The 26760-nt window shown below is 72.0% G+C and carries 18 protein-coding genes; 11 read left to right on the top strand and 7 right to left on the bottom strand.

Annotated features, from left to right (window positions below):
* The first annotated feature begins 65 nt into the window (after positions 1-65).
* Complete coding sequence (locus tag KBY47_RS26770) at positions 66-1616, top strand: APC family permease (protein WP_210925219.1); 1551 nt, start codon at positions 66-68, stop codon at positions 1614-1616.
* On the opposite strand, the gene KBY47_RS26765 is transcribed toward KBY47_RS26770, so the two are convergent.
* Complete coding sequence (locus KBY47_RS26765; RefSeq protein ID WP_210925217.1) at positions 1606-2244, bottom strand: NAD(P)H-dependent oxidoreductase; 639 nt, start codon at positions 2242-2244, stop codon at positions 1606-1608. The genes KBY47_RS26770 and KBY47_RS26765 overlap by 11 nt on opposite strands.
* The gene (locus tag KBY47_RS26760) at positions 2241-3479 is read right to left on the bottom strand and encodes an MFS transporter (RefSeq protein WP_247695280.1); all 1239 of its coding nucleotides are present in this window, start codon (positions 3477-3479) and stop codon (positions 2241-2243) included. Before KBY47_RS26760 ends, KBY47_RS26765 begins: the two co-directional genes overlap by 4 nt.
* 70 nt (positions 3480-3549) lie before the next feature.
* On the opposite strand from KBY47_RS26760, the gene KBY47_RS26755 reads away from it, so the two are divergent.
* Together KBY47_RS26755 and KBY47_RS37280 are read left to right on the top strand one after the other, a co-directional pair.
* Positions 3550-5148, top strand: coding sequence for an AAA family ATPase (locus KBY47_RS26755; protein WP_247695279.1), 1599 nt, complete (start codon positions 3550-3552; stop codon positions 5146-5148).
* Positions 5084-5884, top strand: a complete 801-nt coding sequence (locus KBY47_RS37280) for a helix-turn-helix transcriptional regulator (protein ID WP_308405298.1) — start codon at positions 5084-5086, stop codon at positions 5882-5884. Before KBY47_RS26755 ends, KBY47_RS37280 begins: the two co-directional genes overlap by 65 nt.
* Positions 5885-5891: 7 nt before the next feature.
* Here KBY47_RS37280 and KBY47_RS26750 read toward each other — a convergent pair whose 3' ends face one another.
* The gene (locus tag KBY47_RS26750; protein ID WP_210925215.1) at positions 5892-7118 is read right to left on the bottom strand and encodes a low temperature requirement protein A; all 1227 of its coding nucleotides are present in this window, start codon (positions 7116-7118) and stop codon (positions 5892-5894) included.
* A gap of 136 nt (positions 7119-7254) precedes the next feature.
* On the opposite strand from KBY47_RS26750, the gene KBY47_RS26745 reads away from it, so the two are divergent.
* Positions 7255-7989 carry a hypothetical protein gene (locus tag KBY47_RS26745; RefSeq protein WP_210925213.1) on the top strand — a complete coding sequence of 245 codons (735 nt, stop codon included), beginning with the start codon at positions 7255-7257 and terminating at the stop codon, positions 7987-7989.
* 68 nt (positions 7990-8057) lie between these two features.
* Here the strand turns inward: KBY47_RS26745 and KBY47_RS26740 are convergent, their stop codons facing one another.
* Positions 8058-10466 carry an endonuclease/exonuclease/phosphatase family protein gene (locus KBY47_RS26740; protein WP_374103117.1) on the bottom strand — a complete coding sequence of 803 codons (2409 nt, stop codon included), beginning with the start codon at positions 10464-10466 and terminating at the stop codon, positions 8058-8060.
* Between the two features lie 349 nt (positions 10467-10815).
* Between KBY47_RS26740 and KBY47_RS26735 the strand changes: the two genes are divergently transcribed.
* Positions 10816-12069 (top strand): hypothetical protein, encoded by a 1254-nt coding sequence (locus tag KBY47_RS26735; RefSeq protein WP_374103116.1) that lies wholly within the window; start codon positions 10816-10818, stop codon positions 12067-12069.
* Between the two features lie 323 nt (positions 12070-12392).
* Complete coding sequence (locus tag KBY47_RS26730) at positions 12393-12680, top strand: hypothetical protein (RefSeq protein ID WP_210925209.1); 288 nt, start codon at positions 12393-12395, stop codon at positions 12678-12680.
* A 145-nt stretch (positions 12681-12825) separates the two neighbouring features.
* Here KBY47_RS26730 and KBY47_RS26725 read toward each other — a convergent pair whose 3' ends face one another.
* Positions 12826-15261 (bottom strand): tetratricopeptide repeat protein, encoded by a 2436-nt coding sequence (locus KBY47_RS26725; RefSeq protein ID WP_308405295.1) that lies wholly within the window; start codon positions 15259-15261, stop codon positions 12826-12828.
* Between the two features lie 466 nt (positions 15262-15727).
* On the opposite strand from KBY47_RS26725, the gene KBY47_RS26720 reads away from it, so the two are divergent.
* The 3 genes from KBY47_RS26720 to KBY47_RS26710 all read left to right on the top strand — a co-directional run bounded on the left by KBY47_RS26720 (position 15728) and on the right by KBY47_RS26710 (position 21009).
* Positions 15728-18511 (top strand): tetratricopeptide repeat protein, encoded by a 2784-nt coding sequence (locus tag KBY47_RS26720; protein WP_374103115.1) that lies wholly within the window; start codon positions 15728-15730, stop codon positions 18509-18511.
* Between the two features lie 339 nt (positions 18512-18850).
* Positions 18851-20557: a cytochrome c oxidase subunit I gene (ctaD, locus tag KBY47_RS26715; protein ID WP_374103114.1), complete on the top strand. Its 1707-nt coding sequence runs from the start codon at positions 18851-18853 to the stop codon at positions 20555-20557.
* Positions 20558-20559: 2 nt separating this feature from the next.
* Positions 20560-21009 carry a hypothetical protein gene (locus KBY47_RS26710; protein ID WP_210925203.1) on the top strand — a complete coding sequence of 150 codons (450 nt, stop codon included), beginning with the start codon at positions 20560-20562 and terminating at the stop codon, positions 21007-21009.
* A gap of 44 nt (positions 21010-21053) precedes the next feature.
* Here KBY47_RS26710 and KBY47_RS26705 read toward each other — a convergent pair whose 3' ends face one another.
* Entirely contained in the window at positions 21054-21929 is an 876-nt protein-coding gene (locus KBY47_RS26705; protein WP_210925201.1) for a DUF4394 domain-containing protein, read from the bottom strand.
* 265 nt (positions 21930-22194) lie between these two features.
* Here KBY47_RS26705 and KBY47_RS26700 point away from each other — a divergent pair, with 265 nt between their 5' ends.
* Positions 22195-23409: a CdaR family transcriptional regulator gene (locus tag KBY47_RS26700; RefSeq protein WP_210925200.1), complete on the top strand. Its 1215-nt coding sequence runs from the start codon at positions 22195-22197 to the stop codon at positions 23407-23409.
* Positions 23410-23453: 44 nt separating this feature from the next.
* Here KBY47_RS26700 and KBY47_RS26695 read toward each other — a convergent pair whose 3' ends face one another.
* Positions 23454-25784 carry an esterase-like activity of phytase family protein gene (locus tag KBY47_RS26695; RefSeq protein WP_210925198.1) on the bottom strand — a complete coding sequence of 777 codons (2331 nt, stop codon included), beginning with the start codon at positions 25782-25784 and terminating at the stop codon, positions 23454-23456.
* 171 nt (positions 25785-25955) lie between these two features.
* Between KBY47_RS26695 and KBY47_RS26690 the strand changes: the two genes are divergently transcribed.
* Entirely contained in the window at positions 25956-26693 is a 738-nt protein-coding gene (locus KBY47_RS26690) for a flavodoxin family protein (protein WP_210925196.1), read from the top strand.
* Positions 26694-26760 lie beyond the last annotated feature (67 nt).

Here is a 26760-nt window from a genome sequence, read left to right as displayed (position 1 = left end):
AAGGTGGATCGAGATGCTCGCCTGCGTCACCCGTGTGGAAATCGCAGCATTTACTGTCCCCTGTCATGACACACACGGCGATACGGCCACCCCAGGCCGACGACAACGCGCAGGACGTGCGCGGCAAGGGCCTCGGCGGCAACTCCGTCGGCCTGATGGGCAGCGCGGTCATCGGTGTGTCCACCGTCGCCCCCGTCTACTGCCTCACCTCCACCCTGGGCTCCACCGCGGGCGAGGTCGGCCTCCAGATGCCGGCCATCTTCCTGGCGGGCTTCCTGCCGATGCTGCTGGTCGCCTTCGCCTACCGGGAGCTGAACCGGGCCGTGCCCGACTGCGGCACCTCCTTCACCTGGACGGTGAAGGCCTTCGGCCCGCACGTCGGCTGGATGTGCGGCTGGGGGCTGGTCATCGCCACGGTGATCGTGCTGTCGAACCTGGCGGGCGTGGCGACGTCGTACTTCTGGCTGCTGGCGGGCGAGCTGACCGGCAGCGACTCGGTCGCCGCCCTGGACGGCAACAAGGCGGTCCACATCACCACCTGCCTGCTGCTGATCGCGGCGGCGACGGCGATCAGCTACCGGGGCATGACGACCACGAAGTCCGTCCAGTACGCGCTGGTGGCCCTCCAGCTCGCCGTCCTGGTCCTGTTCGTCGCGATGGCGGTGGAGAAGGCGGGCTCGGGCGTGCTCCCCGGCGGCGGGGTGGACTTCTCGTGGTCCTGGCTCAACCCCTTCGAGGTGGGCTCGTTCGCGGCGTTCACCGCGGGCCTCTCCCTGTCGATCTTCATGTACTGGGGCTGGGACACCTGCCTCACCACCAACGAGGAGACCGTCGGCAGCGACCGCACCCCCGGCCGCGCCGCGCTCATCGCCATGGTCGTCCTGGTCGGCTCCTACCTGCTGACCGGCGTCGCCGCCCAGATGGCCGTGGGCACCGGGACCGAGGGACTCGGCCTCGCCAACCCGGAGACCTCCGACAACGTCTTCGCTGCCCTCGCGGGCCCCGTCATGGGCAACGCCCTCGGCATCCTCCTCTTCGTCGCCGTCCTCGCCTCGGCCGCCGCCAGCCTCCAGACGACCTTCATCCCGGTCGCGCGCACGGTCCTCGCCATGTCGACGTACGAGGCGCTGCCCGCGTCGTACGCCCGCGTCCACGAGCGCTTCCGGACGCCGGGCCGCGCCACGGTGGCCGCGGGCATCGCGACGGGCGTCTTCTACACGGTCATGACCCTGGTCAGCGAACACGTCCTGATCGACACGATCTACGCCCTCGGCCTCATGATCTGCTTCTACTACGCGCTGACCGCCTTCGCCTGCGCCTGGTACTTCCGCGCCGAGCTGACCCGCACCCCGCGCGACACCCTCTTCAAGGGCGTCTTCCCGGTCCTCGGCGGCATCCTCCTCACGGCCGTCTTCGCCAAGACCCTCCACGACATGTGGGACCCGGCCTACGGCAGCGGCTCCTCGGTCCTCGGCGTCGGCTCGGTCTTCGTCATCGGCGTCGGCCTGCTCCTGCTGGGCGCGGCCCTCATGGCCGGCATGCGGCGCCGGAGCCCGGCGTTCTTCCGGGGCGAGGTGCTGACCATGGGGACCCCGGCACTGGTGATCAAGGACTGAGGGCGCCCACCAGGTCCGCCGCCAGCGCCCGCGCCTCCCGCAGCCACCCCTCCCGCGTCCCGGCCGTCGAGTCCGTCACCGTGCGGAACACCTTCCGCCGTACGTCCGTGACACCGACGTACGGCAGTACGCAGGCCGCCCACACGCGCTGCAACGGGTCGCCGAACTCCCGCTCCTCCCGGTCGGCGGGGGTGTCGGAGGTGTTCAGGACCAGGGCGCGGCCCGCCCTGAGCAGGCCGGTGGGCTCGCCGTCCGCCGTGCCGAGCTTGTAGGCGACGCCGGGGACCAGGACGCGCTGCACCCAGCCGGTGAGGACGGCGGGCGGCATGCCCCACCAGTTCGGGTGGACGAGGACCAGCGCGTCGAGTCCGGCGACCTCCGCCCGGTGCCGGGCCACCAGCGGGTCCTCGGCGTCGGGTACCGAGGCCACCGTGGCCGTCTCCGCCGCCGTCAGCAGCGGGTCGAAGCCCTCCGCGTACAGGTCGCGGACCGTCACCTCGCAGCCCCGTGCGCGCAGTTCCGCGGTGACGGCCGCGGCCAGGGCGTGGTTGAAGCTGCCAGGACGCGGATGGGCCACGTAGACCCCGACGCGGGTGCTGGTGGTGCCGTCCGTCCGACCGGTCGTCATGGTGTCTTCTCTCCCCCTCGTCGGCTGCTCGGCCGATCGGCATTATCGGCGTACGCGACGCGGACGGTGCGCGCGGGTTCGGGACGGGCGCCCAGCCCCGCGATGACGAGGGTGACCGCGACCGACCCGGAGGCCATCACGGTCATCGCCGTGGCCGGGCTGGTCAGTTGGGCCAGTCCGCCCGCGGCGGCGGCGCCGACGCCCTGGAAGGCCATCATCCCGGTGGCGTGCAGACCGAGGGCCTGCCCCGTGAGGTCGTCCGCAGTGAGCGACATCAGGCGCTCCTGGAGGACCAGGCCCGCCGCGAAACCGACCGAGGCGACGGCGACGGCCACCGCCGACACCGCCACCCCCGGCCGCAGGAAGAAGAACAGGTACGGCACCGCCAGCAGCAGGCGCAGCGGTGTCGCGAGCCGGGGCCGCAGCGCGGGCGGCACCAGACGGCCCACGGCCAGATCGCCCGCGAACATGCCCAGCGCCGCGCACGCGTACAGCGTCCCGGCGGCCCCGGGAGCGTAGGAGACGTACAGCGACTCGGCGCCGACGACCAGGCCGTTGGGCACCCACAAGCCCAGGTACGTGAGGCGGCGGGACCTCGTGGACCACAGCACGGCGTTGGTGCGCCAGGTCGCCGAGAAGGACGGGCGGCCCTCGGCGCGCGCCGGGCGGGCGGTGAGACCGAACCGGGTGACCAGGGCCGACAGCACGTACAGCGCCGCCGCCAGGAGCAGACACGTCCGCGGCGACAGCACGGTCAGCAGCGCGCCGCCGGTCGCGAAACCGGCGACCTGCGTCAGGCCCCAGAGCATGTTGTAGACGGAACGGCCGAGGACGTAACCGTCCTTGGTCAGCACCTCGTTCAGCAGTCCGCCGCGCACCCCGCCGCCCAGCGACGCCACCAGGCCCTCGAGCAGCAGGACGACGAAGACGCCCCACACCGGCAGCCCCGGCAGCGCCAGCACCGCCGTGGCCGTGGCGAAGGCGAGGGCCAGACCGGTCAGGACCGCGCGCGGCGGCAGCCGGTCGGCGGCCGAGAGCAGCACCGCGGCCCCCGCCAACTGCGCCAGCTGCGGCCCGAACATGCTGAGCGCCGTCAGCAGCGGGGAACCGGTGGCCCGGAACACCAGCGTGCCGAGCGCCAGCGAGCCGATGGTCTGGGCCGCCGCCGAGGCGCCGAAGGAGAGCAGGAACGGGGTGAACTCCGGGGTGCGGAAGAGATCTCGGTAACTGCGCATGGGGCGGAGTCTCCGAGTGCCGCGACGGCCGTGTCCAACGGTTTGCCGGCGCCCCGATAGGTTGGGCCGCATGCGAGCTGCCGAGCGGCCGGGGAGGGCCAGCCGGATACCCGCCGGGGTGACGCCCTTCGTCGGGCGGCGCGAGGAGATCACCGAAGTGCGGCGGCTGTTGTCGGGCTCCCGGCTGGTGACGCTGACCGGGGCCGGGGGCGTCGGCAAGACACGGCTGGCGTTCCAGGTGGCCGCCGCCGTGGGCCGCGCCTTCCGCGACGGGGTGCGGGTCGTCGAACTGGCCGGGCTGCGCGACCCGGGGCTGCTGGTGGAGACCGTGGCCGCCACGTTCGGGCTGCGCAACCACAGCGCCCGGCTCACCCTCGACCTGCTCGCCGAGCACCTCGCCACCAAGCGCGTCCTGCTCGTCGTCGACAACTGCGAGCACCTCGCCGACGTGTGCGCCACCGTCCTCGACGCCCTGCTGCGCGCCGCCCCCGGCCTGCGCGCGCTGGCCACCAGCAGACACGTCCTCGGCATCCCCGGCGAACAGACCTGTCCGGTCGCCCCGTTGCCGGTGCCGCCCGCCGACCACGCCACGACCGCCGCCGAACTCGGCGACTGCCACTCCGCGCTCCTCTTCCAGCAACGCGCCGCCGCCGTACTGCCCGGTTTCCGCATCGACGACGGCAACGCGCCCGCAGTGGGCCGGCTGCTGTACCGCCTCGACGGACTGCCCCTCGCCCTCGAACTGGCCGCCGCGCGGATGCGGGCCCTCACCCCGGGGGAACTCCTCGACCGCCTGGACGACCGCTTCGCCCTGCTCACCGGCGGCAGCGCGGTCGTGCCGCCCCGGCAGCGGGGCCTGCGGGAGCTGATGGACTGGAGCTACGACCTCTGTTCCGAGCGGGAGCGCCTCCTGTGGGCCCGCGCCTCCGTGTTCGCGGGGGGCTTCGACCTGGAGGCGGCCGAGGAGGTGTGCGGCGCGCCCGACCTGCCCGGGCACACGGTGGCCGGCCTGGTGCAGACCCTGGTCGAGAAGTCAGTGCTCAGCCGCGTCCCGGCCGGGGAGGAGGACGGGCGGGCCCGGTTCCGGATGCTGGAGACCGTACGGGAGTACGGGCAGGAGCGGCTCGCCGAGACCGGCGCCGACGCTGCCGACCGGTACCGGCGCCGCCACCGCGACCACGTCCTCGCCCTCGCCCGCCGCGCCCAGCGGGAGTGGTTCGGCCCCCGGCAGATCCCCTGGCTGACCCGGCTGCGCCGGGACCACGCCAATCTCCGTGCCGCTCTCGACTTCTGCCTCACCACACCCGGTGAGACGACCGCGGGCCTCGAACTCGCCTCTCTCCCCCACCACTACTGGATGGGGCACGGCGCCCTCGCCGAGGGCAGCCACTGGCTGCGACGGCTGCTCGCGGCCGGGGACGGCGACGCCGGTGGTCCGCAGCGGCTCGCCGCGCTGGGAACGTACGCCTACCTCGCGGTGATGCGGGGCCACGGGGTGGCGCACGCCGCGGTGGCGGCGTACGAGGAGGCGGCGGAGCGGGCCGGGGACGCCGCCGCGGCGGCGTGGGCCCGGCACCACCGCGCCCTGCTGGCGTTCTTCGGCGGTGAACCGGAGCGTGCCGCCGTCCTCGTCGAGGAGGCCCCTGGCCCGGCACCGGGCGGCCGGTGACCCCGTCGGGGTGGCCGAGTGCGCGTTCAAGCGGGCCGTCATGGAGACGCTGCTCGGGCACCACGACCGGGCCCTCGCCCTGTGCCGGGAGGCACAGACGCTCACCGCCGCGCACGGCGAGTCCTGGATCCGCGGGGACGCCCTGTTCGCCGAGGCGCTGGTCCGCCGCCAGCTCGGCGACCGCTGCCAGGCCGACACGCTCGCGCGGGAGGCCGTACGGCTGCTGCGGCCGCTCGGCGACCGGTGGGGCATCGCCCTGTGCGTGGAGGTGCTGGCCTGGAGCGCGGCGGACGACGGCGACCCGGAGCGCGCCGCCTGCCTCCTGGGCGCGCTGCGCTCGCTGTGGGAGTCCGTCGGCGGGGCGTCGTTCGTGGCGCCGTTCATGCGGGAGTCGCACGACCGGTGCGAGCGGGACACCCGGGCGGCCCTGCCCGCCCGTGCCTACGAGCGTGCCGTGCGGCGGGGCGCGGCCCTCTCCCTCGACGGCACCCTGTCGTACGCGCTCCAGGAGGCGGTGCCGACCGAGCCGCCCGCGCTGCCGTACGCGCACACCTCGCTGACCCGGCGGGAACGCGAGGTCGCGGATCTGGTCGCGGCGGGGCTGGGCAACCAGGAGATCGCGGCCACCCTGGTGATCGCCCGCCGCACCGCCGAGACCCATGTCAGCCGCGTCCTCGCCAAGCTCGGGCTCAGCTCACGCGCCCAGCTGGCCGCCTGGGTGCACGAGCACCGCTGAGGGGTGCCTACGCGCCGCGCAGGTCGCGCCGCACGTCGGCGTACCGGACGCCCTCCACCACGATCAGCGCGGTCAGCACCAGCGCCACGCACCCGAGCCCGGCCAGCGGGGGCAGCGCCGCCGCGGCGGGGATCAGGGCGAGCAGCACCAGGACCGCGACCAGCCGGGGGACGCTCAGCCCGATGCCGGTCAGGCTCTTGAAGGCGAGCAGACCGGCCAGGTAGAGCGCGGTGCCGCCGCACAGGGCCGTGCCGTAGAAGCCGCCCAGTCCCTTGCCGTCCTCGGAGTGCTCGAGGACGCCCTCGATGCCGAGCGCCGTCAGCACGATCCCGGCGACGATCACATAGTGGCCGTACGAGTACGCGCTCATGGCGAGCCGGGCGCGGGGCCTGCCGCGCAGCCGGGCGAGGCGGTGTTCGGCCTCCAGGGAGAGGATGTCGAAGTACAGCCACCACAGGCCGATCGCGATGGCGATGCCGATGGCCGCGCCGATCAGCAGCTGGGTGCTGATCGGGTGCTGGGCGGCGCCGACGCCGATCGCGGCGATGGACTCGCCGATGGCCAGGATCATGAACAGCCCGTACCGCTCCGACCAGTGGCCGGCGCTGTGCACCCGCCAGTCGCCGCCGCGGGAGGTGAGGTAGACGATGCCCCAGTCGACGGCCAGCGCGGCGGCGAACAGCAGGGTCTGGGTACGGCCGCCCAGCAGTGCCCCGGCGATCAGCAGGGCCGCGCTGAGCAGCAGCGGCGGCCAGGCGACGGCGACCTGACGGCGTAGTCCGGCGTCGTGCACGGCGGTCGCCGCGGCGCTGTAGACGACCAGGTGGATCACGCGGACCACGAGGTAGGCGCAGACCAGCACGACCGGTCCGTACAGTCCGCCCGCCATGTCGTGCCAGGCCTCGGGGACGGTGAGGGCGACGACGAAGATGGCCGCCATCGCCGTGCCCATCCCGGCGCGCAGCAGCCCCTCGTCGGCGCGCGCCTGGTTGCCGAGCCAGGTGTACGCCGACCAGGTCCACCAGAGCAGGGCGAGCAGCAGCAGGCCCTGGACGACGCCGTGCGCCGAGTGCTCATGGGCCATGTAGCCGGTGATACGGGTGGCGGCGAAGACGTAGACCAGGTCGAAGAACAGCTCGAACGTGGTGACCCGGTGGCCCTCGTCGGTGGGCACGGTGCGTGCCCAGCCGCCGCGTCCGCGGACTGCGACATCGCTTTCGGCCGGTTCAGCCATCGCCGGGACCTTTCGACGGTGGGGCGCGTCGCGGGGTTACGTGTTTTCACCGACGCCCCCGCACGGCGCATTCTGCCACCGTCGTCCCTCGTGTGACCTCGGCACTGACCAGGCCGGGGGGACGAGGAGTCGGGGAGTGGGCGTGCTGATGGGCGTACGGCGGCGGGTTCCGGCGGTCGTGGCGGTGCTGGCGTCGGCGGTGCTGCTGGCCGGGTGCGGCGGCGGGGAGGACGGCGGCGGGGACGGCGGCGGCTCCGGCGCGACCGGCGCCTCCTCCGGGACCTCGGGGAAGGCGGGCGGCGGCGGTCCGCTGGACGCCGACGGGATCGAGGGCGCCGCGATCACCGAACCCGACCTGCCCGGCTACACGTTCACCGTGTTCCAGCAGGGCGGCGCCCTCGGCAGCAAGGGCCGGCCCGCCGACCCGGCCGTCTGCCAGCCGATCGAGGACATCCGGCTGCGCTCCCCCGAACCGGCACCGGTCGCCGCGGCAGCCCGCTCCGTCCACCCGGAGACCGACCCCGGGGCCGCCACGACCATCGAGCTGTACGCCTACGGGTCGGAGGCCGACGCCGGGGAACTCCTCAGCCGGGTGCGTGAGGCGGCCGAGCAGTGCCCCGCGGGCTACGAGGACGACACCGGGCTCAACCCGACCGTCGAGCCCCTGCCGGACCCCGCGCCGGGCGCGGGCGACGAGGCCGTCGCCTACCGGCGTGACCTGTCCGGCACGGTCTTCTGGTACCAGGTCGTGCGCAGCGGCTCCAACGTCGCCGTCTTCGGCTGGAAGAGCCGGTCCGCCCACCGGGACGCGGGTGTCGCGCCCGACGACGTGATCACCGCCCAGCTGGAGAAGCTGGCGGGCACCGGCTGACCGGAGGAAGCGGGACGGCGCCCGTACCCCACCGGGGTCCGGGCGCCGTCCGCTTCAGTGCCGCCGGGCTACTTGCACTTGCTGATGTCGATCCGCACGATCTGCGGGTCGTGGTCGCTCGCCTGGTCGGCGAACTCGGCGTTGATGTGCACGATGTCGTAGTCGTAGTGGGTGACCGCCGGGCTGGTCAGGATGTGGTCCAGGGTCTGCGAGTTGCCGTCGTAGACGTAGGTGTAGCGCTCGGCGGCGGGCAGGGTGCCGACCAGCGGGGTGAGCACCTTGCCGTCGGTGAGGGTGCTGACCGTCTGCGAGAACTCGAAGTCGTTCAGGTCGCCGAGGACGACGGCCTTGGCCTTCTTGTCGGCCGCGAGCAGCGACTTCACGAACGTGTTGACCTCGGCCGCCTGCTGGTGGCGCTTGGTCTCGCTGCTGCGGTTCGGCTCCTGGTAGCGGCCGTGCAGGGGCTGGTCGCCGCCCTTGGAGCCGAAGTGGTTGGCGATCACGAAGACGCTCTCGCCCCGGAACTCGAACTCGCCCACCAGCGGCTTGCGGCTGCTGTCCCAGGCGTCGCTGGTCGGGTTGATCCGGCCGGGGGAGTACGTCAGCCGGGCGCCCTTCTTCGTCTTCACCACGCTGGTGCCGGTGGTGGCGTCGCCGCCGGAGCGGTCCACGAACGAGACGCGGTCGGGGTTGTAGAGGAAGACGAGGCGGATGTTGCCGCCGGGCTCGCCGCCGTCCTGGTTGTTCTCCGGGGAGATGTAGCGCCAGGCGTACCGGGGGCCGCCGGCCGCGCGGATGGCGTCGGTGAAGCGGGCCAGGGTCGCCTCGGAGCCGACGGTGCCGTCGTTGACGGCGCCGTTGTCGTCCTGGATCTCCTCCAGGGCGACGATGTCGGGCGAGCCGAGGTTGACGGCGACGCCCTCGGCGAGCCGGTCGAACTTCTCCTGCCCGTCGAGCGCGTCCAGGTTCTCCACGTTGTACGTGGCGACCGCCAGCTCCTTCTTGGACTGCTTGCGGGTCACCTCCCGCTCGAGGCCGTTGTCCGCGACGGCGCCCAGGGTGGTGGCCTGGAGGTTGTAGCCGCCGTAGGTGGCGTAGTCGAGAGGGCCGCTGGTGGTGCCGGTCAGCTCGTCGCCGACGTTCGCCTCGGGGAACGCGGTGGTGGTGTCCAGCGACATCACCTTGATGCGGCCGGTGTTGGGCTGGTCGTAGGAGGAGTAGAGGGTGCCGCCGCGGGCGCTCGGGCTCTCCTGCGGCTTGACCGTCACCCACACCTCGTCGTAGGCGGTGGTGCCGCCGACCACGCGGGCGTCGGAGATCTCCACCCGCATGCCCTCCAGGGACTCGTAGAAGTCCAGGGCGTGGACGGCGGGCTCAAGCGGCAGCGCGTCGATGCTGCCGCCGCCGGCGGTGGGCGCGTAGCCGTCGGGGACGCTGCCGGCGTCCAGGACGACGGCGCCGGGCAGCGGGTTGCCGCTGGAGAGCACGGTCTCGGTGGGGCCGGTGATCTCCGTGACCGACTGGCTGGTGCTGCTCGGGTAGTACTCGGTGACCTTGCCGGTCACCAGTACCGAGTCGCCGACGGACACGGTGGGCGTGGCCGACCCGGTGTAGACGAAGACGGCCTCGCTGGTGCGGGCGTCGGCGTCGGCCTGCGGCTCCTGGATCCAGTAGCCGCGCGAGCCGGTGGTGCGCACGCCGGTGACGATGCCGGGGACCCGGGTCACGGTCTGCCCGTTGAACGGGGAGAGCCGGGTGGTGCCCTGGAGGTCGTGCACCCGGACGGTGCCGGGCTCGGTGGAGCCGCCGTCGTCGCCCCCGTCGTCACCGCCGCCCGAACCGGGGCCCTGACCGGCCGAGTTCACCGGGGTCGGCGTGCCGGAGGCCAGGTCGGCGGCGTTGTCGTCGGTGTCGGCGAGCGAGGCGGCCCGCGCGACGGAGGCGGTGTTGGAGGCACCGGCGGCCGGGCCGCTGCCCTCGCGGACGACGGCGCTGCCGAAGCCGACCAGGTCGACGATGCGGCTGTCGGCGGCGCAGTCCGCGGCGGTCTTGCAGGTGAGCGCCGTGCTGCCGGAGACGAGGGCGATGGTGCCGCTGGTGGCGCTCATCGCGATGGAGCCGGTGGCGTCGGGCGTGGGCAGCTCGACCGTGCCGCCGCTGCCCGCGCCCTCGGCGACCAGGTACCGCCCGCCGGGCGCGACCGACCCGCTGAGCGGGGTCACCTGCCACAGCGAGGACGCCGACGGCGAGCCCGGCAGGTACTGCACGCTGTAGCCCGACAGGTCGTAGGCGGCGGTACCGGCGTTGCCGAGTTCGACGAAGTCGCGGACCAGGGTGGCGCCGGAGTTGCCGCCACCGCCGTACACCTCGGAGATCACGACGGTGCTGGACGGTGCCGCGTACGCGGCGGGCAGCGCGGTGAGGGCGAACGCCCCCGCCACCGCCACGGATATCGCCGGGTAGACGGCACGGCGCACGCGCCGTCTGCTTCCTACGTTTCTGGACACGCTGGCGTCTCCTCGTGCATCAGGTGCGTGGTCGGGATGTGGTCGTGATGTGGGGGGAGTCGGATCAAGTTACGCGCGTAGAGGGGGAGTCGCCAAGAGGAGTGAGGTTAATTCCGGGGAACGAAAGGGGTGGAGGGGGCGTACGGCGGCACATCGCCCGGCGTCTTCGCGCCCCGCCCGGTTGTCTTCGCGCCCCCGACCGGCGTCAGAGCCAGGGCCCGCCCTGCGGGCCGCGCAAGGGAGTTGCAAGGACCCTGCAAGGAAAGTGCCGTGTCCGCCGGGCAAGTCCTCCGCCGACTGCCGCTAGCAGCGACGAGCGATGGGGGATCGCATGTCTGTCAGAACCACTGGACCAGCGCTGATCGAGCAGGGGCACTGGTTGACCGTACGGGACTGCAAGAGGGTGCTGGTCGTCGCGCACACGGTGACGTTCGCCCAACGCCTGCGGGAGGTCTTCGAGCTGATGGAGGCCGACCGGCGCGTTCAGCTGGTCTTCACCGTGGCGCCGCATGCCTTCGGCGGCGGGGCCGAGCAGTACCTCCAAGGGCTGGGCATCACCACGGTGCCGTGGGACGAAGCCCTGCGGAGCGAGTTCGATCTGGCGCTGGCCGCGAGCTTTCGGGGAGTGCACCAGCTGCGGACGCCGGTCGTACGCGTCTCGCACGGCGCCGGGCACATCAAGCCGCTCACCGACGCCACCCTGCTCGCACCGGGGGAGATTCGGGTGCCGGGGATGCTGAGTCGCCAGCATCTGCTGCACGAGGGCCGCCTGTTTCCGGCGGCGGTCGGTTATGCCCATGAACGGGACGTGGCGGAACTGGCACGGACCTGTCCGGAGGCGCTCGAGGTGGCGCATGTCGTGGGTGACCCATGCGTCGACCGGATCGTCGCGGGGAAGTCCCGGCGCGAGCACTATCGGCGCGCGCTGGGGATCGGGTCCAGAGAGCGGCTCGTGGTCGTCACCTCCACCTGGGGACCGGCTTCGACGTTCGAGCGGCTCGACTCCTTGCTGCCGCAGCTGCTGAGCCAGTTGCCGGGCGACCGCTATCGGATCGCGATGCTGGTCCATCCCAATGTCTTCGCGGGGCACGGCACGTGGCAAGTGCGCGGATGGCTCGCCGACTGTCGTGCGGGCGGAGTCGCGGTGGTGCCTCCGGAAGCCGACTGGCAGGCGGTGCTGATCGCGGCGGACTGGATCATCGGTGACCACGGATCCCTGACCGTTTACGGAACGCTCACGGGTGCGACGCTGCTGCTCACGGCCGCTCCCCGGCGGGAGGTGTCGGCCTCCTCCCCGGCGGCGCTGCTGGCAGCGGTGGCGCCCGTGGTCGCGCCGGGATATCCGCTGGCCGAGCAACTGGAGTACGCGGTGCGGTCGCGTCGGCAGGGGCAGTACGACGAGGTGACCGCCTCGCTGTCGTCGGTACCGGGCGAGTTCCACAGTCGTGTCCGCTCGGTCGTCTACCGGTTGCTGGGCCTGGGAGAACCCGCCCGGCCGCCGTTCGTCGCACCCCCGCCGTCGCCCCCGCCGCTGTCCTGGTGGGAGGCGTCGGCCGACCGGGGAGCGGTGTGATGGGCCGAGGACGGCCAGGGCAGCCGACGTCCCGGTCCGCGCTCGTGGGGGACCTGGCGCCGGACGCCGGGTGGGCCACGGTGTGCTTCGGCGCGCCGTACGCGGTCGGCCATGCGGGCCAGTTGGTTCGTGTCGTCTGGCGTGCGGGTGCGGTGCGGGTACCGGCGGTGGTCCGATCGGAGGCGCTGTCGTCCTCAGCTGCTGGCCAGCGGTACCAGTGTCCGTCGCCGTGTGCGCACCCGCCCGGCTGGCTGCCGTGCGATGTGCACCTCTGGGCCGACATGGAGCCTCGGGGCACGCCGGACCTCAGGGAACAGGCCGATGTGCTCGTGAGCCGTGTGCCGCTGCCGCGTCCGGCGGCCTGCCGACGAGTGCGGGCACTGCTCGGCGGCCATCCGGGCTGCCTCGCCGCCGTGGTGCCGGGCCCCGCCACCGGGTGTGCCGTGGGTGTGCGGGACGCCGTGGGGGGCGCGCGCTGGGCGTGGTGGGAGCAGGGCGAGCGGAGCGCTCCGGTCTCACCCCAGGTCATCGCTTCGGTGGTCCACGCCTGGGCCGTGGCCGGAGGCCCACCGGGTGCGCTCCGCTGCGTCGCGACGCGGACCTGGGGGTGATCTGGCCGGCCGGACCGGTTGGGTACGGCGACGGTTGACCTGATCGGCCGGGCCGGCAGGGTGCGGTGGTGAGCCCTGTCGGTCCGGCCGGTCAGGCGCTGTGGTGGGTCTGGGCGGTCGAGCCGGGGGTCGTGTGCGCGGGGAGTCACAGGCGCCGCAGCCGGTCGTCCAGACGTTCGGCGTCCGCGGGGCTCAGACGACGGAAGAGATCGCGGGCGGCCGTGTAGTGGTGAGCCGACCGCTCCCGGTCACCCTCCGACTCGGCGGCCATACCCAGCCACTCCAGGCATCGCGCCTCCCAGAACTCCGACCTGGTGCCTCCAGCCCGGAAACGCGCCAGCGCCTCACACAACTGCCGCACACCTTCTGCTCGATCCCCGGCACGGACCAGGACGTGGCCGAGACGGGCCAGGGCCCGGGTGGCCTCGTACGCCTCTCCCATCGCCTCCAGATCGTCCCCTGCCCGGCGGAGCTGAGCCGCGGCGGTGGTGAAGTCGCCAGCGGCCAGGGCGGTCTCGCCGAGGCGCAGCCGACTGAGCGCGGCCCCGCGGCGGTAGCCGATGGACTCCCGCAGTCGCAGCGCCTCCTCGAACTGGGCACGCGCCTCGTCGAGCCGGCCGGTCAGGAGGCTGATGTGGCCCAGTCCGTTCACGGCCTGCGCCTGCTGTCGGGCGTCCCCGTCGGCCGTGGCCATCTCCAGCGCCTGCCGGTACCAGCCGGCCGCCTCCTCGTACCGTCCGGCGGCGCGCAGACCGATCGCACCGGAGGTGAGCATGCGGCCCTCACCTGGTCGCGAACCGCTCTGGCGGGCCGCCTCCAGTCCGAGGCGATGCGCCTCGATCCAGACCTCGGAGACACGGAAGCGTTGGGCCGCCGGCCAGAGAAGGTCCACCAGGCGCCAGCAGGACGTGTGCCAGCCCGCTCGAGCACAGAGCCGTACCGCGCCCATCAACCCGTTGCGGTGGGTGTCCAGCCAGGCCAGGGCCTCCTCCGCGCCGGAGAGGGGAGTGGGCGCGACGATGTCCGCGGGGAGGTCGTGGCCGGGCAGGGGGTGGCTCGGGGTGAGGATCCGCTCCGCCGAGGCCGCGGTGGCCATGCACCAGTCGACGAACCGGCGCATGGTGCGTTCGCGCTGCTCGCGGTTGTCCCTCTCCTCACCGAGCCGACGGGCGTGCGGCTGGACGAGGTCGTGGAACCGGTAGGTGCCCGGTCCCGTCTCCTCCAGCAGGTTGGCCTCGACGAGGGCGTGGACGGCGGTGTCGACCACGTCCAGGGTCGGCGTCCCCACACCGTCAGCCGCGATCGCGGCCAGCATCATGAGGTCGTAACGGTCCGTCGGCAGCAGCCCCATCCGCCGGTACAGCCTGGCGCTCTCCTCCGGCAGTACGTCGTACGACATGTCGAGCGCGGTACGCATCACGGCCTCTCCGTCGACGTGCAGCTGCCCTGCGGCCCCCTGCCCCTGGGACAGGCTCTCGGCCAGGGCGGACATGGACCGGTATGGGCGCACGGCGAGTTGCGCGGAGGCCAGCCCGACGGTCAGGGGCAGACGGCCGCACAGCCGGACCACCTCGTGTGCTGCGGCGGGCTCCCGCGCCACCCGCGTCCCGCCGCCGAGGGCCAGCAGCTCGACGGCGGACTCGGTCGGCAGTCCCTCGAGACGGTGCAGGTACGCGCCGTCCACCCGGAGACCGGTCAGGGCGTTCCTGCTGGTCACCAGGGTGAGCCCGGTGGGCGAGGCGGGCAGGAGCGGACGTACCTGGGCGGCGGTGACGGCACTGTCCAGCAGGACGGCCAGCCGCAGTTGCGCGGTCAACGAGCGCCAGAGCGCGCTCCGCTGTGCGAGCCCGGCCGGTACCGAGGGTGCTCCCAGGGAGATCAGGAACGCTTCCAGGACCGTCGCGGGGGACGCGGGCCGGTTGTCCCCCGCATCGGACTGCCAGGACAGGTCGGCGTAGAGCTGGCCGTCGGGGAAGCCGCTCGCGTGTTCGCGCAGCCAGTGGCAGGCGAAGGTGGTCTTCCCGGCACCCGCGAGTCCGCTCACGACCAGGACCAGGGGCGCGTGCGCGGGATGCCGGGCGCGCAGCTCGTCCAGGGCTCGCCGGTCGGCCTCGCGGTCGAGGAACCGCGCGGTGACCGGCGGCAGTTGCCGGGGTACGGGAGGAGGGGGTGGGGGAGCCGCCGGCGGCGGGTGGAAATGGATGCCTCCATGGATGTTCCCGGCCTGCACGCTGGGGCCGTGGAGCACGGCGTTCCCGCCGATGACGTTGGCGGTCGTCCCGGAGGACGCCGGACCGGGTGGCGCGTGCCGCCGCAGCCAGTCCGTCAGCGCGCTCGCTGTCGCCGCGTCCCGTGTGGCGATCGCGGTCAGCGCCTGCGCCAGTTCCCGCCAGCGCGCTGTCTCCTGCTCCCGCGGCAGCCCGGTGGCAGGTGGCCAGAGCCGGGCGACCGCCGCCTCCGCGCGGGCCGCGATGCCCACCACCCGGGCCAGCTCGTGCCACGCGGGGGACTCCTGATGTGCACCATGGGCGGCCATGGCCGACAACAACACCTCCAGCTCGTCGTAAGGGAACGCTCCCACCTGCGTAACTCCTCTCGACGCCTCGAAGGTCACTCCCCCTTCTCGGCACGAGACGAACGGAATCGAAGGTTTATCGGTCAATTTGAGACTCATTGAGACTCATGGAGTCGCCGTCTGGTCCATCATGCGAGGTTCATGACACGCTCCCGTCCCGGAGACAGCAGGCCGTACCGGCGGGAGGACGCTGGTGGAGTTGGAGATACTCCTCTCAGGAGCGGTCGAGATACGGGCCGGCGACCGCCGAAGTGACCTCGGCTCGACGAAGTCCAGGGTCGCCCTCGCCGCCCTCGCGTGGGATGCGGGCCGCGCCGTCAGCGTGGACACCCTGGTCCACCGCATCTGGGACGACCACCCGCCCGCCAAAAGCCGCCCGGCTCTGCACGCCCATGTGAGCCGGATCCGGGCCGCCCTGCGCATCGCCGGGGACGACGCCCCCCGGATCGTCAGCCGCACCAACTCCTATGTGATGCACGTCGACCCGGACCGGGTCGACCTGCGCTGCTACACGAGCTGGGTGGAGCAGGCCCGGTCCCTCGTCGTCAGCGGCGACGAGGAGGCGGCCTTACGGCTGTTGGACCGGGCGGAACGCTGCTGGCACGGTGAGCCGCTGGCCGGGATCACCGGCTCCTGGGCCGAGCACCTGCGCGCCACCGTCGGTGAGACCAGGCTCGTGGCCGCGATGACCCGTACCGAGATCCTGCTCCGCGAGGGGAAGTTCGCCGACGCCGTTCCGGTGCTCCTGCCCCTGGCCGAGGAACACCCCCTCGACGAGGCGCTCGCCGAGCGGCTGGCCGTCGCGCTGCACGGCAGCAACCGTACGGCCGAGGCGACCCGGCTGCTTCAGCGCACGCGGCAGCGCGTCGTCCGTGACATCGGCCTCGACGCGGGCCGCGGACTGCACCGCGTCCACCAGGGGATTCTGTCCGGCACCCCGGCGGCAGGCCTGCTCCGGAAGGACGGCGGCGACGGGGCGAATCCCTCCCGCCCCACCCGCCGGGTCCCGGACAACCTGCCCCGGGACATCCCTTGGGTCGGCCGCCGCGACGAGGTGCGCATGCTCACCGCGGCACTCTGTGAGGGACTGGGAGCGTCGGCGGTGGTGGTCACCGTCGAGGCGATCGACGGGATGCCCGGCGTGGGGAAGACCGCGCTGGCCACCCACATCGGTCATCGATTACGGGAGCGGTTCCCTGACGGGCGCCTCTTCATCTCCCTGGGCGGCGGCTCCCCCGACGGGACGGCCACGGCCCCCTCCCGCGTTCTGACCGAACTCCTGCGTTTGCTCGGCATGGACTCCCAGGAACTCCCCTACACGACGGACGAACTGGTCGCCCTCTGGCGCTCGGTCGCCCATGACCGGCGCATGCTCGTGATCCTTGATGACGCCGCCTCCTCCGACCAGGTCGCCCCGCTGCTCCCCGGTGCCTCACCGACAGCGGTCATCGTGACCAGCCGTCGCCGGCTCCCGGGACTGCCCGGCGTACGGCCGGTCTCCCTCGACGTGCTGCCGCCGGACGACGCGATGGCGCTGTTCACCCGGCGGCTCGGGGCACGGAGCGGCGTCGACGCGGCCGACACGGCGGACATCGTCCGGATGTGCGGTCATCTGCCGCTCGCCATCGAGATCGCCGCCAGCCGCCTGTTGGCCCGTCCCTCCTGGACGACGTCCGACCTGTCGCGCCAGCTGCGTGCCGCACGGCTGGCCCACCTGCGCGACGGTGAGCGGTCGGTGTCCCACGTCTTCGCGCTGACGTACCGGGCGCTCACGGCGGAGCAGCAACTGGTCTTCCGGCGGATCGGGCTGCACACGGGGAGCGAGTTCGACCAGTACGCGGTGGCCGCGCTCGCCGGGCTGACAGGTGATGCGGCCGGCCGGGTGCTGGAAGAGCTACTGATACATCATCTTGTGATCGAGAAATCCCCGTACCGGTTCACCATGCACGATCTCCTGCGCGGTTACGCCCGCTCTTTGGTCGAAACTGGTGATCAGGACTCTGCGGAGGATTCCCGCCAAGCGGTGCGCCGCCTGATGGATCACTATGTCCAGGCCGCGGACCGGGCGGACCGGCTGGCCTATCCCTTTCGCTCCCGCATCGAATTGGACCCGGGAAGTCCGGATCTGGCAGGCCCGGAACTCGCCGACGCGCACACGGCCGAACAGTGGCTGATCACCGAGCGCGCCAATCTCCTGCACACGCTGGACTGGCTGGCGGATCACGGCACGGAACACCAACTCGCTTGCTGCGTACATGCGTTGGTCGGCTTCCTGGAGATGGAGGGACATCTCGTCACCGCCGAGCCCCTGCTGCGGCGGGCCGTCGACCACTGGGACGCCGCCGCCGACCGCGCGGCTCGGGCCCGTGCTCTGCTCGACCTCAGCGCCGTCTACAACCACAGTGCCCGCTACGCCGAGGGGATCTCCGTCGCCAACGAGGCCCTGGAGGCCGCACGCGCCCTCGGCGACCTGGAGCTGGAGAGCGAGTGCATCCACCAGCTGTCGATCCCGCTGTGGCAGACCGGCCAGTACGCGCAGGTGCGAACCTTGCATCAGCACTCAATCAATTTTCTTACGCAAATAAACAATAAACGCCAGATGGCGCGCAGCCGGAACATGCTGGGGATCGCCCATCTCCACCTGGCGGAGAATCAGCAGGCGCTGGAATGCTTCAGCCTGGCGCTCACCGATTTCACGGAACTGGGGGATGGTCGAGGGCGTTACAGTGTCCTCAATAACACCGCGAAGTTGTTTCAGCGCATGGGTGACTCGGAGGCCGCGGAAAGGGCCTACCGTGAGGCGATAAACGTTGCGGAGGAAATGGGGAACAGGCGGGAGAAAGCCACCCTCCGCATGAATCTGGCGAGCGTCCTGGACGCCCTGGGGAAAACCGAAGAGGCTCTCGCTCTCTATGAGGACGCCCTTCCGGTGCTGCGGGCCGTGGGGGACCGCAGGGCCGAGGCCATCGCCCTGAACGGCACGGGCAGGGCCCACCGCTCGGCTGGCCGGGCCGAGGAGGCGCTGCCCTGGCACGTCGCCGCGTTGTCCGTCATCCGTCGCATTCACGCCGTGAGTGAAGAGGCGGACGTGCTGTACGACCTGGCCCTCACGGAGCGCGCGACGGGCCGCATGGCGCAGGCGGTGGCGCATTTGGAAGAAAGCCGGGCAATCAGCCGGCGGATCGCAGCTCCGGCGGAGGAGGACCGAGCCGCTCGGGCGCTCGCTGAGATGCGCGGGCTTCGTGCACCGCGATAGGGTCTGATCGCCGTCGACGCCGGTTTCACGCTTGACCCGGATGGCGTGTGTCGTCGGTGTGTGTGCGAGTTCAGAAACGTTGGAAGGTAATACTCCACAACATGAAAATCCCCGCTCTCCGTCTGTTCTTCGCCCTGACCTGTCTGCCGTACATTGCTATAGCGAACAGCATGTTCGGGCAAGGCGGAATGATGTAACGGGCCTCCCCCGGGTGGGAGGGCCGATGGTCCCTCCCACCCGGGACCCAAACAGGGCTGTTCGGCCCTGGCCGGTCCCTGTACCCCGGCGACGATCATGTGCGGCGGCACGCATGACCTCAGCGGATGGGAACGGGTACCGGTGGACGAGGGGCACATACAGCAGGTGGGGACCGCGGAGGCGGTCGCGGTCGGGGAGGCCGGGGCCGGGCAGACGCGGGCGCCCGCGCGTCCGTCCTGGGTGGAGTGGCTGACGACCACCGACCACAAGAAGATCGGGACGATGTACCTGGTCACCGCGCTGGTGTTCTTCGTGGTGGGCGGTGCGCTGGCGCTGATGATGCGGGCCGAACTGGCGCGTCCCGGCATGCAGATCATGTCGAACGAGCAGTTCAACCAGGCGTTCACCATGCACGGCTCGATCATGCTGCTGATGTTCGCGATGCCGCTGTTCACCGGCTTCGCCAACTGGATCATGCCGTTGCAGATCGGCGCCCCGGACGTGGCCTTCCCGCGCCTGAACATGCTCGCCTACTGGCTGTTCCTGTTCGGTTCGTCGATCGCGGCGTTCGGCTTCCTCACGCCGGGCGGTGCGGCCGACTTCGGGTGGTTCCTGTACGCCCCGCTGTCCAACTCGGTCTACTCGCCCGGCCTCGGCGCCGACCTGTGGATCATGGGCGTGGCGCTCTCCGGGTTCGGTTCGATCCTCGGCGCGGTCAACTTCATCACCACGATCATCTGTATGCGGGCGCCCGGCATGACCATGTTCCGGATGTCGATCTTCACCTGGAACGTGCTGCTGACCTCGCTGCTGGTCCTGATCGTGTTCCCGGTGCTGGCGGCGGCCCTGTTCGCGCTGGAGTGCGACCGCAAGTTCGGCAGCCACATCTTCGACCCGTCCAACGGCGGCGCGCTGCTGTGGCAGCACCTGTTCTGGTTCTTCGGCCATCCCGAGGTCTACATCCTCGCGCTGCCGTTCTTCGGCATCGTCTCCGAGGTGATCCCGGTCTTCTCCCGTAAGCCGATGTTCGGCTACTCGGGCCTGATCGCCGCCACGATCGCCATCGCGGGCCTCTCGGTGACGGTGTGGGCGCACCACATGTACACCACCGGCGGGGTGTTGCTGCCGTTCTTCTCCTTCATGACGTTCCTGATCGCGGTGCCGACGGGCGTGAAGTTCTTCAACTGGATCGGCACGATGTGGAGGGGCAGTCTCTCCTTCGAGACCCCCATGCTGTGGACGACGGGCTTCCTGATCACCTTCGTCTTCGGCGGTCTGACCGGCGTCATCCTGGCCTCACCGCCGATGGACTTCCACCTGTCCGACTCGTACTTCGTGGTGGCGCACTTCCACTACACGGTCTTCGGCACGGTCGTGTACGCGATGTTCGCCGGATTCCACTTCTGGTGGCCCAAGTTCACCGGCAAGATGCTCGACGAACGCCTCGGCAAGATCACCTTCTGGACCCTCACGGTCGGCTTCCACCTCACCTTCCTGGTCCAGCACTGGCTGGGTACCGAGGGCATGCCCCGCCGCTACGCGGACTACCTCGCGGCCGACGGCTTCACCGCCCTCAACACCCTGTCCACGATCGGCTCGTTCCTCCTCGGCCTCTCGGTCCTCCCGTTCTTCTACAACGTCTGGAAGACCGCCAGGTACGGCAGGCCGGTCGCCGTCGACGACCCCTGGGGCTACGGCCGCTCCCTGGAGTGGGCCACCTCCTGCCCGCCCCCGCGCCACAACTTCACCACCCTCCCGCGCATCCGCTCCGAGTCCCCGGCGTTCGACGCCCACCACCCCGAGGTCGGGGCGCTGGAGGAGCGGCCGGCCGTGAAGGCGGGGAACTGACCGTGGCCCACCCCGTCCTGGCCCTGGGCCTCACGGTCGTGACCCTCGCCGGTTCCGTCTGGTACGTCCCCGCCCTGGCCGACCTGCGCGCGGGAGCGGACCGCACGATGGCCCGCCGGACGTCCGCGGCGGCGTGCGTCAGCGGCTGGAGTACGGCCGCCCTGGTGGTCGTACTGCTGCTGCTGGTCGACGACTGGTGGGTGCCGGGCGCGGTGGCCGGGGCGGGCGCGGTCGCCACGGCCGCCCTCGGGCTCCAGGCGACGGTCCAGCACCGCCGTACGGCCCGGGAGACGGCCCGTGAATGGGCCCAGCTGGTGGCGGACCGCCCGGTGGCCGACCACTCCCGGGCCACCTTCGCGGCGGTCCTCGCGGTCACCCTGGTCACCGCCGTGACGACCGTGACCCTCCTGCTGACGACGACCGGTGCCGGGGACTTCCTCGCCGTCCGCTGACGCCACCGGGCCCCGGCGCCCAGAGCCGGGACCCGGTGGGCTGGTCAGTAGCCGCTGGTGGTGATGGCTATGTCCGTGATGTTCAGCGGGAACCGGCCGATCGCGGTCGGCTCGCCGGTGAGGATGTTGAGGCTGTAGAGCGACGGGGTGCTGGCGCCGTACGCGGTGAGCGAGGCGAAGGCGTCGTTCGCGGTCGTCCTGCCGTTGGTCACCGTGCTGAAGATGTCCAGCCCCGCGTCGAGGTTCGCGTCGAAGCCGAGCAGACCGGTGGCCACCAGGCTGCCCGCGTTCGGCGGCGACTGGAGGACGACCTGGTCGTTGTGGGTGTCGATGTCGACCAGGGTGGTGGCGGTGGAGCCGACCGCGTCGTTGTTGGTGTACCCGGCGGCGGTGACGCCCAGGGCAGCGGTGGTCGCGGGCGGGATGTTCAGCGCGCCGTCGGTGACCGTGGTGTGGTCGTCGACGTTGTGCCGCAGGTTCTGGCCGTTGTTGCTGATCACGCGCAGCCGGTCGGCCGCCGGGTTGAAGTCGATGTCGAAGGTGGTGCCGTAGAGCGCCACCTGGAGCTGGGAGACCTTGGTGACGACGACGTCGGTGGTGGCCGGAGGGGTCTTGATGGTGTAGATGCCGCCCTTGTCGCCGAGGCCGTACATCAGGCCGTTGCGCGGCCGGTGGTCGATGCCGACCAGCCTGGTGTCGCCGGAGAGCCCGACGACCTCCCGGACCCAGTCGAGCACCTGGGGCCGGTCGGTGGTGAAGGTGGCCATCAGGGTGCCGTCGCCGGTGATCCCGTACGCCCGCAGGCTGGGTACGGCGGTGGGGGCGGCCGAGCTGGAGCCGGGGGTGCTCACCAGGAGCGCGGTCACCGCGGACATGACGGCGGCCGTCGCCGCGGCTCTCTTCCTGAGCCCTGCTTTCATCGTCGCTTTCCTCCCGTTTCGACTGCTGGTCATTTACTGGCGTGAATGCCGGAGCGGCCCTTGGGGTGGCCGGGCGGAATCCATTAAGCCCAGGCAGTAGGGGGCCTACAAGCGAATCGGCCGACCGGAAGGTGCTGGTCCGGGAAGTTTGCGCAGGATGACAAATACGCGGCCCCCACAACCTCCATCGATTCACCCGGAGTGATAACCAGCCGTCCGGTTTTCATCTGTGCACCCTCCGGAACCTGCTGACATGCTCGCGCCCATGAGTAGCCTTTTCGCCGAACTGGCCCGGCAGGAGGCGGCGAACGCGCGTCGGGAGGTCGACACCTATGTGCGCGAGATCCCCGAGTTCGCGTTCCTGGACATCAACTCCAGGGCCAGGGCCGAGACCCTGGAGTACGCGCGGTGGCTCAGGCGCCGCACGGTCGAACTGGCCCCGGACGGCGCCTCGCTGACCGACGACGACCTCGCCCACATCACGTCCATGGGCGCGGCACGCTCGGACGCCGGGATGTCCGCCGCCTCCCCGCGCCGCATCCTGCGCGTGCACACCGCGCTGATGCTGCGCGAGCTGAACGAGGCGGCGGAGACCCAGCGCGGTGGCGGCATCGACGAACTCATGCGGATCATGGCCTGGTTCACCGCCCAGGGCGAACGCGGCATCGGCGCCTACCGCCGCGGCTTCCTGACCGTCCTGAGACGCCGGATGCCGTACGTCGCCCAGGTCGCCCTGCTGACGAGGGCCCTGCTCTGCGACGACCCGGCGGCGGCCGAGCTGGCCCGGCTGGTGGAGATGGACCTCGCCGACCACTACGCGGTGACCGTGGTCCGGGTGCCCGCTCACCCCCTCGACGACCGCGACCTGGAGAGCGAGACCGAGGCGCTGGTGAAGGCCCACCAGGTGCCCGTCATGTGGTGCCCGGCGGACGACGGGGGCGGCGAACTGGTCGCCCTGCTGCCGACCACGGGCGACGCCGCACGGCCGCCCGCCGACCCCGACGAGATACCGGAGTCCGCCCCCGCCCTCCTCCACGACCTCGCCCTCGCCGTCGGCCGCCCCTGCGCGGCGGGCACCGCCCCCGCCCCGCGCGCCCGACTGGCCGACGCGCTCGACCGGGCCCGGCGGATCAGCAGGGCGGCCCCGCTGCGGCGGGCCTCGGCGGCAGTGCGGCCGTACACCTTCGCCGACGTCTTCGTGGAACTCGCCGTCGCCGACGTGCCGTCCACCGACCACTGGCTGCGCACCCTGGCCCGGCACCTCGAACCCGGCCCCGACCTCCTCGTCACCCTCGACGCGTACTACGGCCACGACATGAACCGCGGCGCCACGGCCGCCGCCCTCAACGTCCACCCCCGCACCCTGGACTACCGCCTGCGCCGGGTGCGCGAACTGACCGGCATCGACCCCGGCTCCACGCACGGCGTACGCGTGCTGACCGCCGTCGCCGTGCGGACCCTGTCGGGGGCGTGGCGCTGAACCGCACGGCCGCGGTCGCAGTGCCACCGTCCCCGTGCCGGGGGCTACTTGCGGCCGAAGACCTTCCGGCTGGAGCCGAGGTCCAGGAAGACCGTCTCCCCGGTCGCGTCGTCCAGGGCGTCGTTGTCGGTGACGGCGTAGACCTCGCCGTTCCCGGCCACGGCCAGCCCCTCCAGCTTCTCCTGCGTCCAGCCGTGGGTGGCGCGCAGCTCGGGCAGGACGTCGTACGCGAGCCTCTTGGGCAGGACGGGCAGGGTGTCCGGCGCGGCGGCGGACGTCGGCAGGGCGACCGTGTAGACGCGCTTGACGCGGGCGGCGGGGCCGTTCAGCTTGTCGCGTTCGACGACCGCCAGCCTGTCGCCGACGACGGTGATCTCGGAGAGGCCGATCCAGTCGCCGGGCGTGCTGGTGGTGTCGAGGCGGTAGCCGTACCAGCTCCAGGTGCCGGATCCGACGTCGTAGCGGCCGATGCGGACGACGCCCGCCGGGTCGTTCGCGGCCGGACGCTGGAGGGTGGCCCAGACGATCTCCCGGCCGCGCGCGTCGGTGGTGGCGGTGACGCCCTCGAAGCCCTGGCCGCCGAGGTTCGCGGCGATGTCGGCGGGGAGCGGGACGGTCTGCCGGGTCACGCCCTCCCGGTCGAGCCGGACCAGCTGGTTGCCCGCGCCCGTCTTACCCTCGACGGCGAGCCAGTAGCCGCCGCCGTGCGGCCGTGCCGCGATGCCCTCCGCGTCGTAGCCGACGGGCTGTCCGGACGCGTCCTTGACGGTCAGCGCCCGGGTGATGAGCGCGGGCCGCCGGGCCGTGTCGACGGTCAGGATCCTGGTGGGGGAGTAGGCCGCGTCGGTGACGGTGTAGAGGTGGTGCGGGCGGCCCGGTACGGCCGACAGGGCGCCGAGGGCTCCCCAGCCGATCGGGGCGCCGGTGGCGTCCGTCGCCGAGACGATGCCCGGGAACCGCGCCGCCGCCCTGCCCTCGCCCAGGCGGAACAGGCTCACCGAGGCGCGCACGCCCGCCGCCGCGTCGTCCTCCTCGCTGGAGACCGCGAGCAGACCGCGCGACGGGATCGGCAGCAGGCCCTCGGGCCCGTTGGTGGTGGGCAGCACCTGGCGGAAGACCGGGCGGGTGGGCCGGGTGATGTCGTAGACGGCGACGAAGTTGCCGCGCTCGGAGCCGACGAAGGCGTACCGGACACCGTCGTACTCGGCGATCGCCAGGCCCTCCGGCTCGGTGCCCTTGTTCTCGGAGCGGTCGTCGTCGTACAGCCCGTGGCTGACGGCGATCCGCTCGAAGCTGTTGCCCGCGTCCCAGACCACCTTCCCCGTGCGGCTGTCGAACACCGACCAGCCGCGGGTGCCGCCGCGCCAGTCGCCCTCGTTGGCGGTCGCCAGATAGCGGTCGTCGATCCAGCCCAGCGCGTCGGGTTCGCGCGGTACGCCGGTGATCGAGCCGGTGAGGTCGATGGTGCCGTCCTCGACGGTGTCGACGCCGTCCACGGTCGCCGTACCGGCGCTGAACGCCTTGGTGATCCGGCCGGTCGGCAGGTCGATGAGGACGACGCCGTTGTTCTCCTGGAGCGTCAGCGCGAGCTGGTTGCGGCCGTTGACGGAGACGTACTCCGGCTCCGGATCGGTCGGCTCGGTGATCCCCGCGTCGGCCAGGACCGGCAGCGCGCTGCCGTCGGCGTTGGTCAGCGGGACCGTACGGACACGCCACTTGGCGGGGGCCGCGGCGGCCCCGAGGTCGATGATCTGCACGAAACCGGCCGGGGCCTGCGGCAGATCGCCCTTCTTCCCGCCGGGCGGGGTGGCGTCCTCGTCGCGCTCGTTCTCGATGGCGACGGCGGCGTACCGCTTGTCCTTGCTGACCACGATGGAGTCGGGCTGGCCACCGAGGTCGAGGCTCGCCACCCGCTCCCGGTCGCGCAGCGAGATGACGTCGAGCCGTCCGGACGGCTCGGTGGGGGAGGCGCTGGTGTTCACGACGACCAGGACGTACCGCCCCACCACCGACACCGAGGTCGGCTCGTCCTCGGCGTCCCCGAGCCGGGCCAGCGACAGCGTGCCGAGGCCGCGCGGCGCGCCGGGGTCGCTGATGTCGAGGAAGCCGATGCGCCGGGCGGCGGCGTCGGTGTGGACGAGGGTGCGCCCGTCCTCGCTGACCGCCGATATCTCCGCGACGGTCTCGGTGGCCGGGTCCTCCCCGGCCGGACGGTTCTGGAAGACCGGGTAGGTGGCGGTGCGTTCGAAGGCGACGGGCTGCCCCCGGTGGGCCTGCCCGGCACCGGCGGCACCCGCGCCGGCCAGCGTCCCGGCGGCCACGGTCGCACTCACGGCGAGGGCCGCGAGCGAGGTATGGGTTCTTTTCTGGAACATCGCCGGATGGTCGCATTCGTCGCCGGACGCGGACGCTGCGTCCGGATGAACAACCGGCGAAGACCGCATACGACGGTGGCGCCGGGGATCCGTTCGGAGGCGCTGCCGTGGTGGGCGTCCGGACCGGCCCGCATGCTGAGTACGGAACGGACCCGGCCCGGGAGGACCCGTATGACCGCACCGCCGCCCGCCCTCGACGAACCACCCGCCCGCTACGACGACCTGCGGGCCATGGTGATCAACTGCACCCTGAAACGCTCACCGGAGACCAGCCACACCCAGGGCCTGATCGACCGCTGTACGACGATCATGTCCGCGCAGGGTGTGCGGGTGGACGTCCTGCGGGCGGTGGACCACGACATCGCCACCGGCGTCTGGCCGGACATGACGGAACACGGCTGGGCGAGCGACGCCTGGCCCGAGCTGTACCGGCAGGTCCTCGCGGCGGACATCCTGGTGCTGGCCGGGCCCATCTGGCTCGGCGACAACAGCTCGGTGATGAAACGGGTCATCGAACGCCTGTACTCCTGCTCCAGCCTCCTCAACGAGGCCGGACAGTACGCCTACTACGGCCGTGTCGGCGGCTGCCTGATCACCGGCAACGAGGACGGCGTCAAACACTGCGCCATGAACGTCCTCTACAGCCTCCAGCACCTCGGCTACACCATCCCGCCCCAGGCCGACGCGGGCTGGATCGGCGAGGCCGGACCCGGCCCCTCCTACCTCGACCCGGACTCGGGCGGCCCGGCCAACGACTTCACCAACCGCAACGCCACGTTCATGACCTGGAACCTCCTCCATCTGGCGCGCGCCCTGAAGGACCTCGGCGGCATCCCCGCCTACGGAAACCAGCGCACGGCGTGGGACGCGGGCTGCCGCCGCGACTACGAGAACCCGGAACACCGGTGAGCCCCCGGAACGGAAACCGATGAGCCGGGCCCGCGTCCAAGGACGCGGGCCCGGCTCGTCACGTACA

This window comes from Streptomyces sp. B93 (assembly GCF_018070565.1).
Classification (GTDB): domain Bacteria; phylum Actinomycetota; class Actinomycetes; order Streptomycetales; family Streptomycetaceae; genus Streptomyces.
Note: the sequence above shows the minus strand (reverse complement) of the source record. Positions and strands in the feature narration are given on the sequence as shown.

What these genes read in the sequence shown, in the direction of transcription:
- KBY47_RS26695 (WP_210925198.1), bottom strand. Translation starts at nt 25,784, where the DNA reads ATGTTCCAGAAAAGAACCCATACCTCGCTCGCGGCCCTCGCCGTGAGT.
- KBY47_RS26690 (WP_210925196.1), top strand. Translation starts at nt 25,956, where the DNA reads ATGACCGCACCGCCGCCCGCCCTCGACGAACCACCCGCCCGCTACGAC.
- KBY47_RS26755 (WP_247695279.1), top strand. Translation starts at nt 3,550, where the DNA reads ATGCGAGCTGCCGAGCGGCCGGGGAGGGCCAGCCGGATACCCGCCGGG.
- KBY47_RS26760 (WP_247695280.1), bottom strand. Translation starts at nt 3,479, where the DNA reads ATGCGCAGTTACCGAGATCTCTTCCGCACCCCGGAGTTCACCCCGTTC.
- KBY47_RS26705 (WP_210925201.1), bottom strand. Translation starts at nt 21,929, where the DNA reads ATGAAAGCAGGGCTCAGGAAGAGAGCCGCGGCGACGGCCGCCGTCATG.
- KBY47_RS26735 (WP_374103116.1), top strand. Translation starts at nt 10,816, where the DNA reads ATGGGGGATCGCATGTCTGTCAGAACCACTGGACCAGCGCTGATCGAG.
- KBY47_RS26770 (WP_210925219.1), top strand. Translation starts at nt 66, where the DNA reads ATGACACACACGGCGATACGGCCACCCCAGGCCGACGACAACGCGCAG.
- KBY47_RS26720 (WP_374103115.1), top strand. Translation starts at nt 15,728, where the DNA reads ATGCACGTCGACCCGGACCGGGTCGACCTGCGCTGCTACACGAGCTGG.
- KBY47_RS26765 (WP_210925217.1), bottom strand. Translation starts at nt 2,244, where the DNA reads ATGACGACCGGTCGGACGGACGGCACCACCAGCACCCGCGTCGGGGTC.
- KBY47_RS26750 (WP_210925215.1), bottom strand. Translation starts at nt 7,118, where the DNA reads ATGGCTGAACCGGCCGAAAGCGATGTCGCAGTCCGCGGACGCGGCGGC.
- KBY47_RS26700 (WP_210925200.1), top strand. Translation starts at nt 22,195, where the DNA reads ATGAGTAGCCTTTTCGCCGAACTGGCCCGGCAGGAGGCGGCGAACGCG.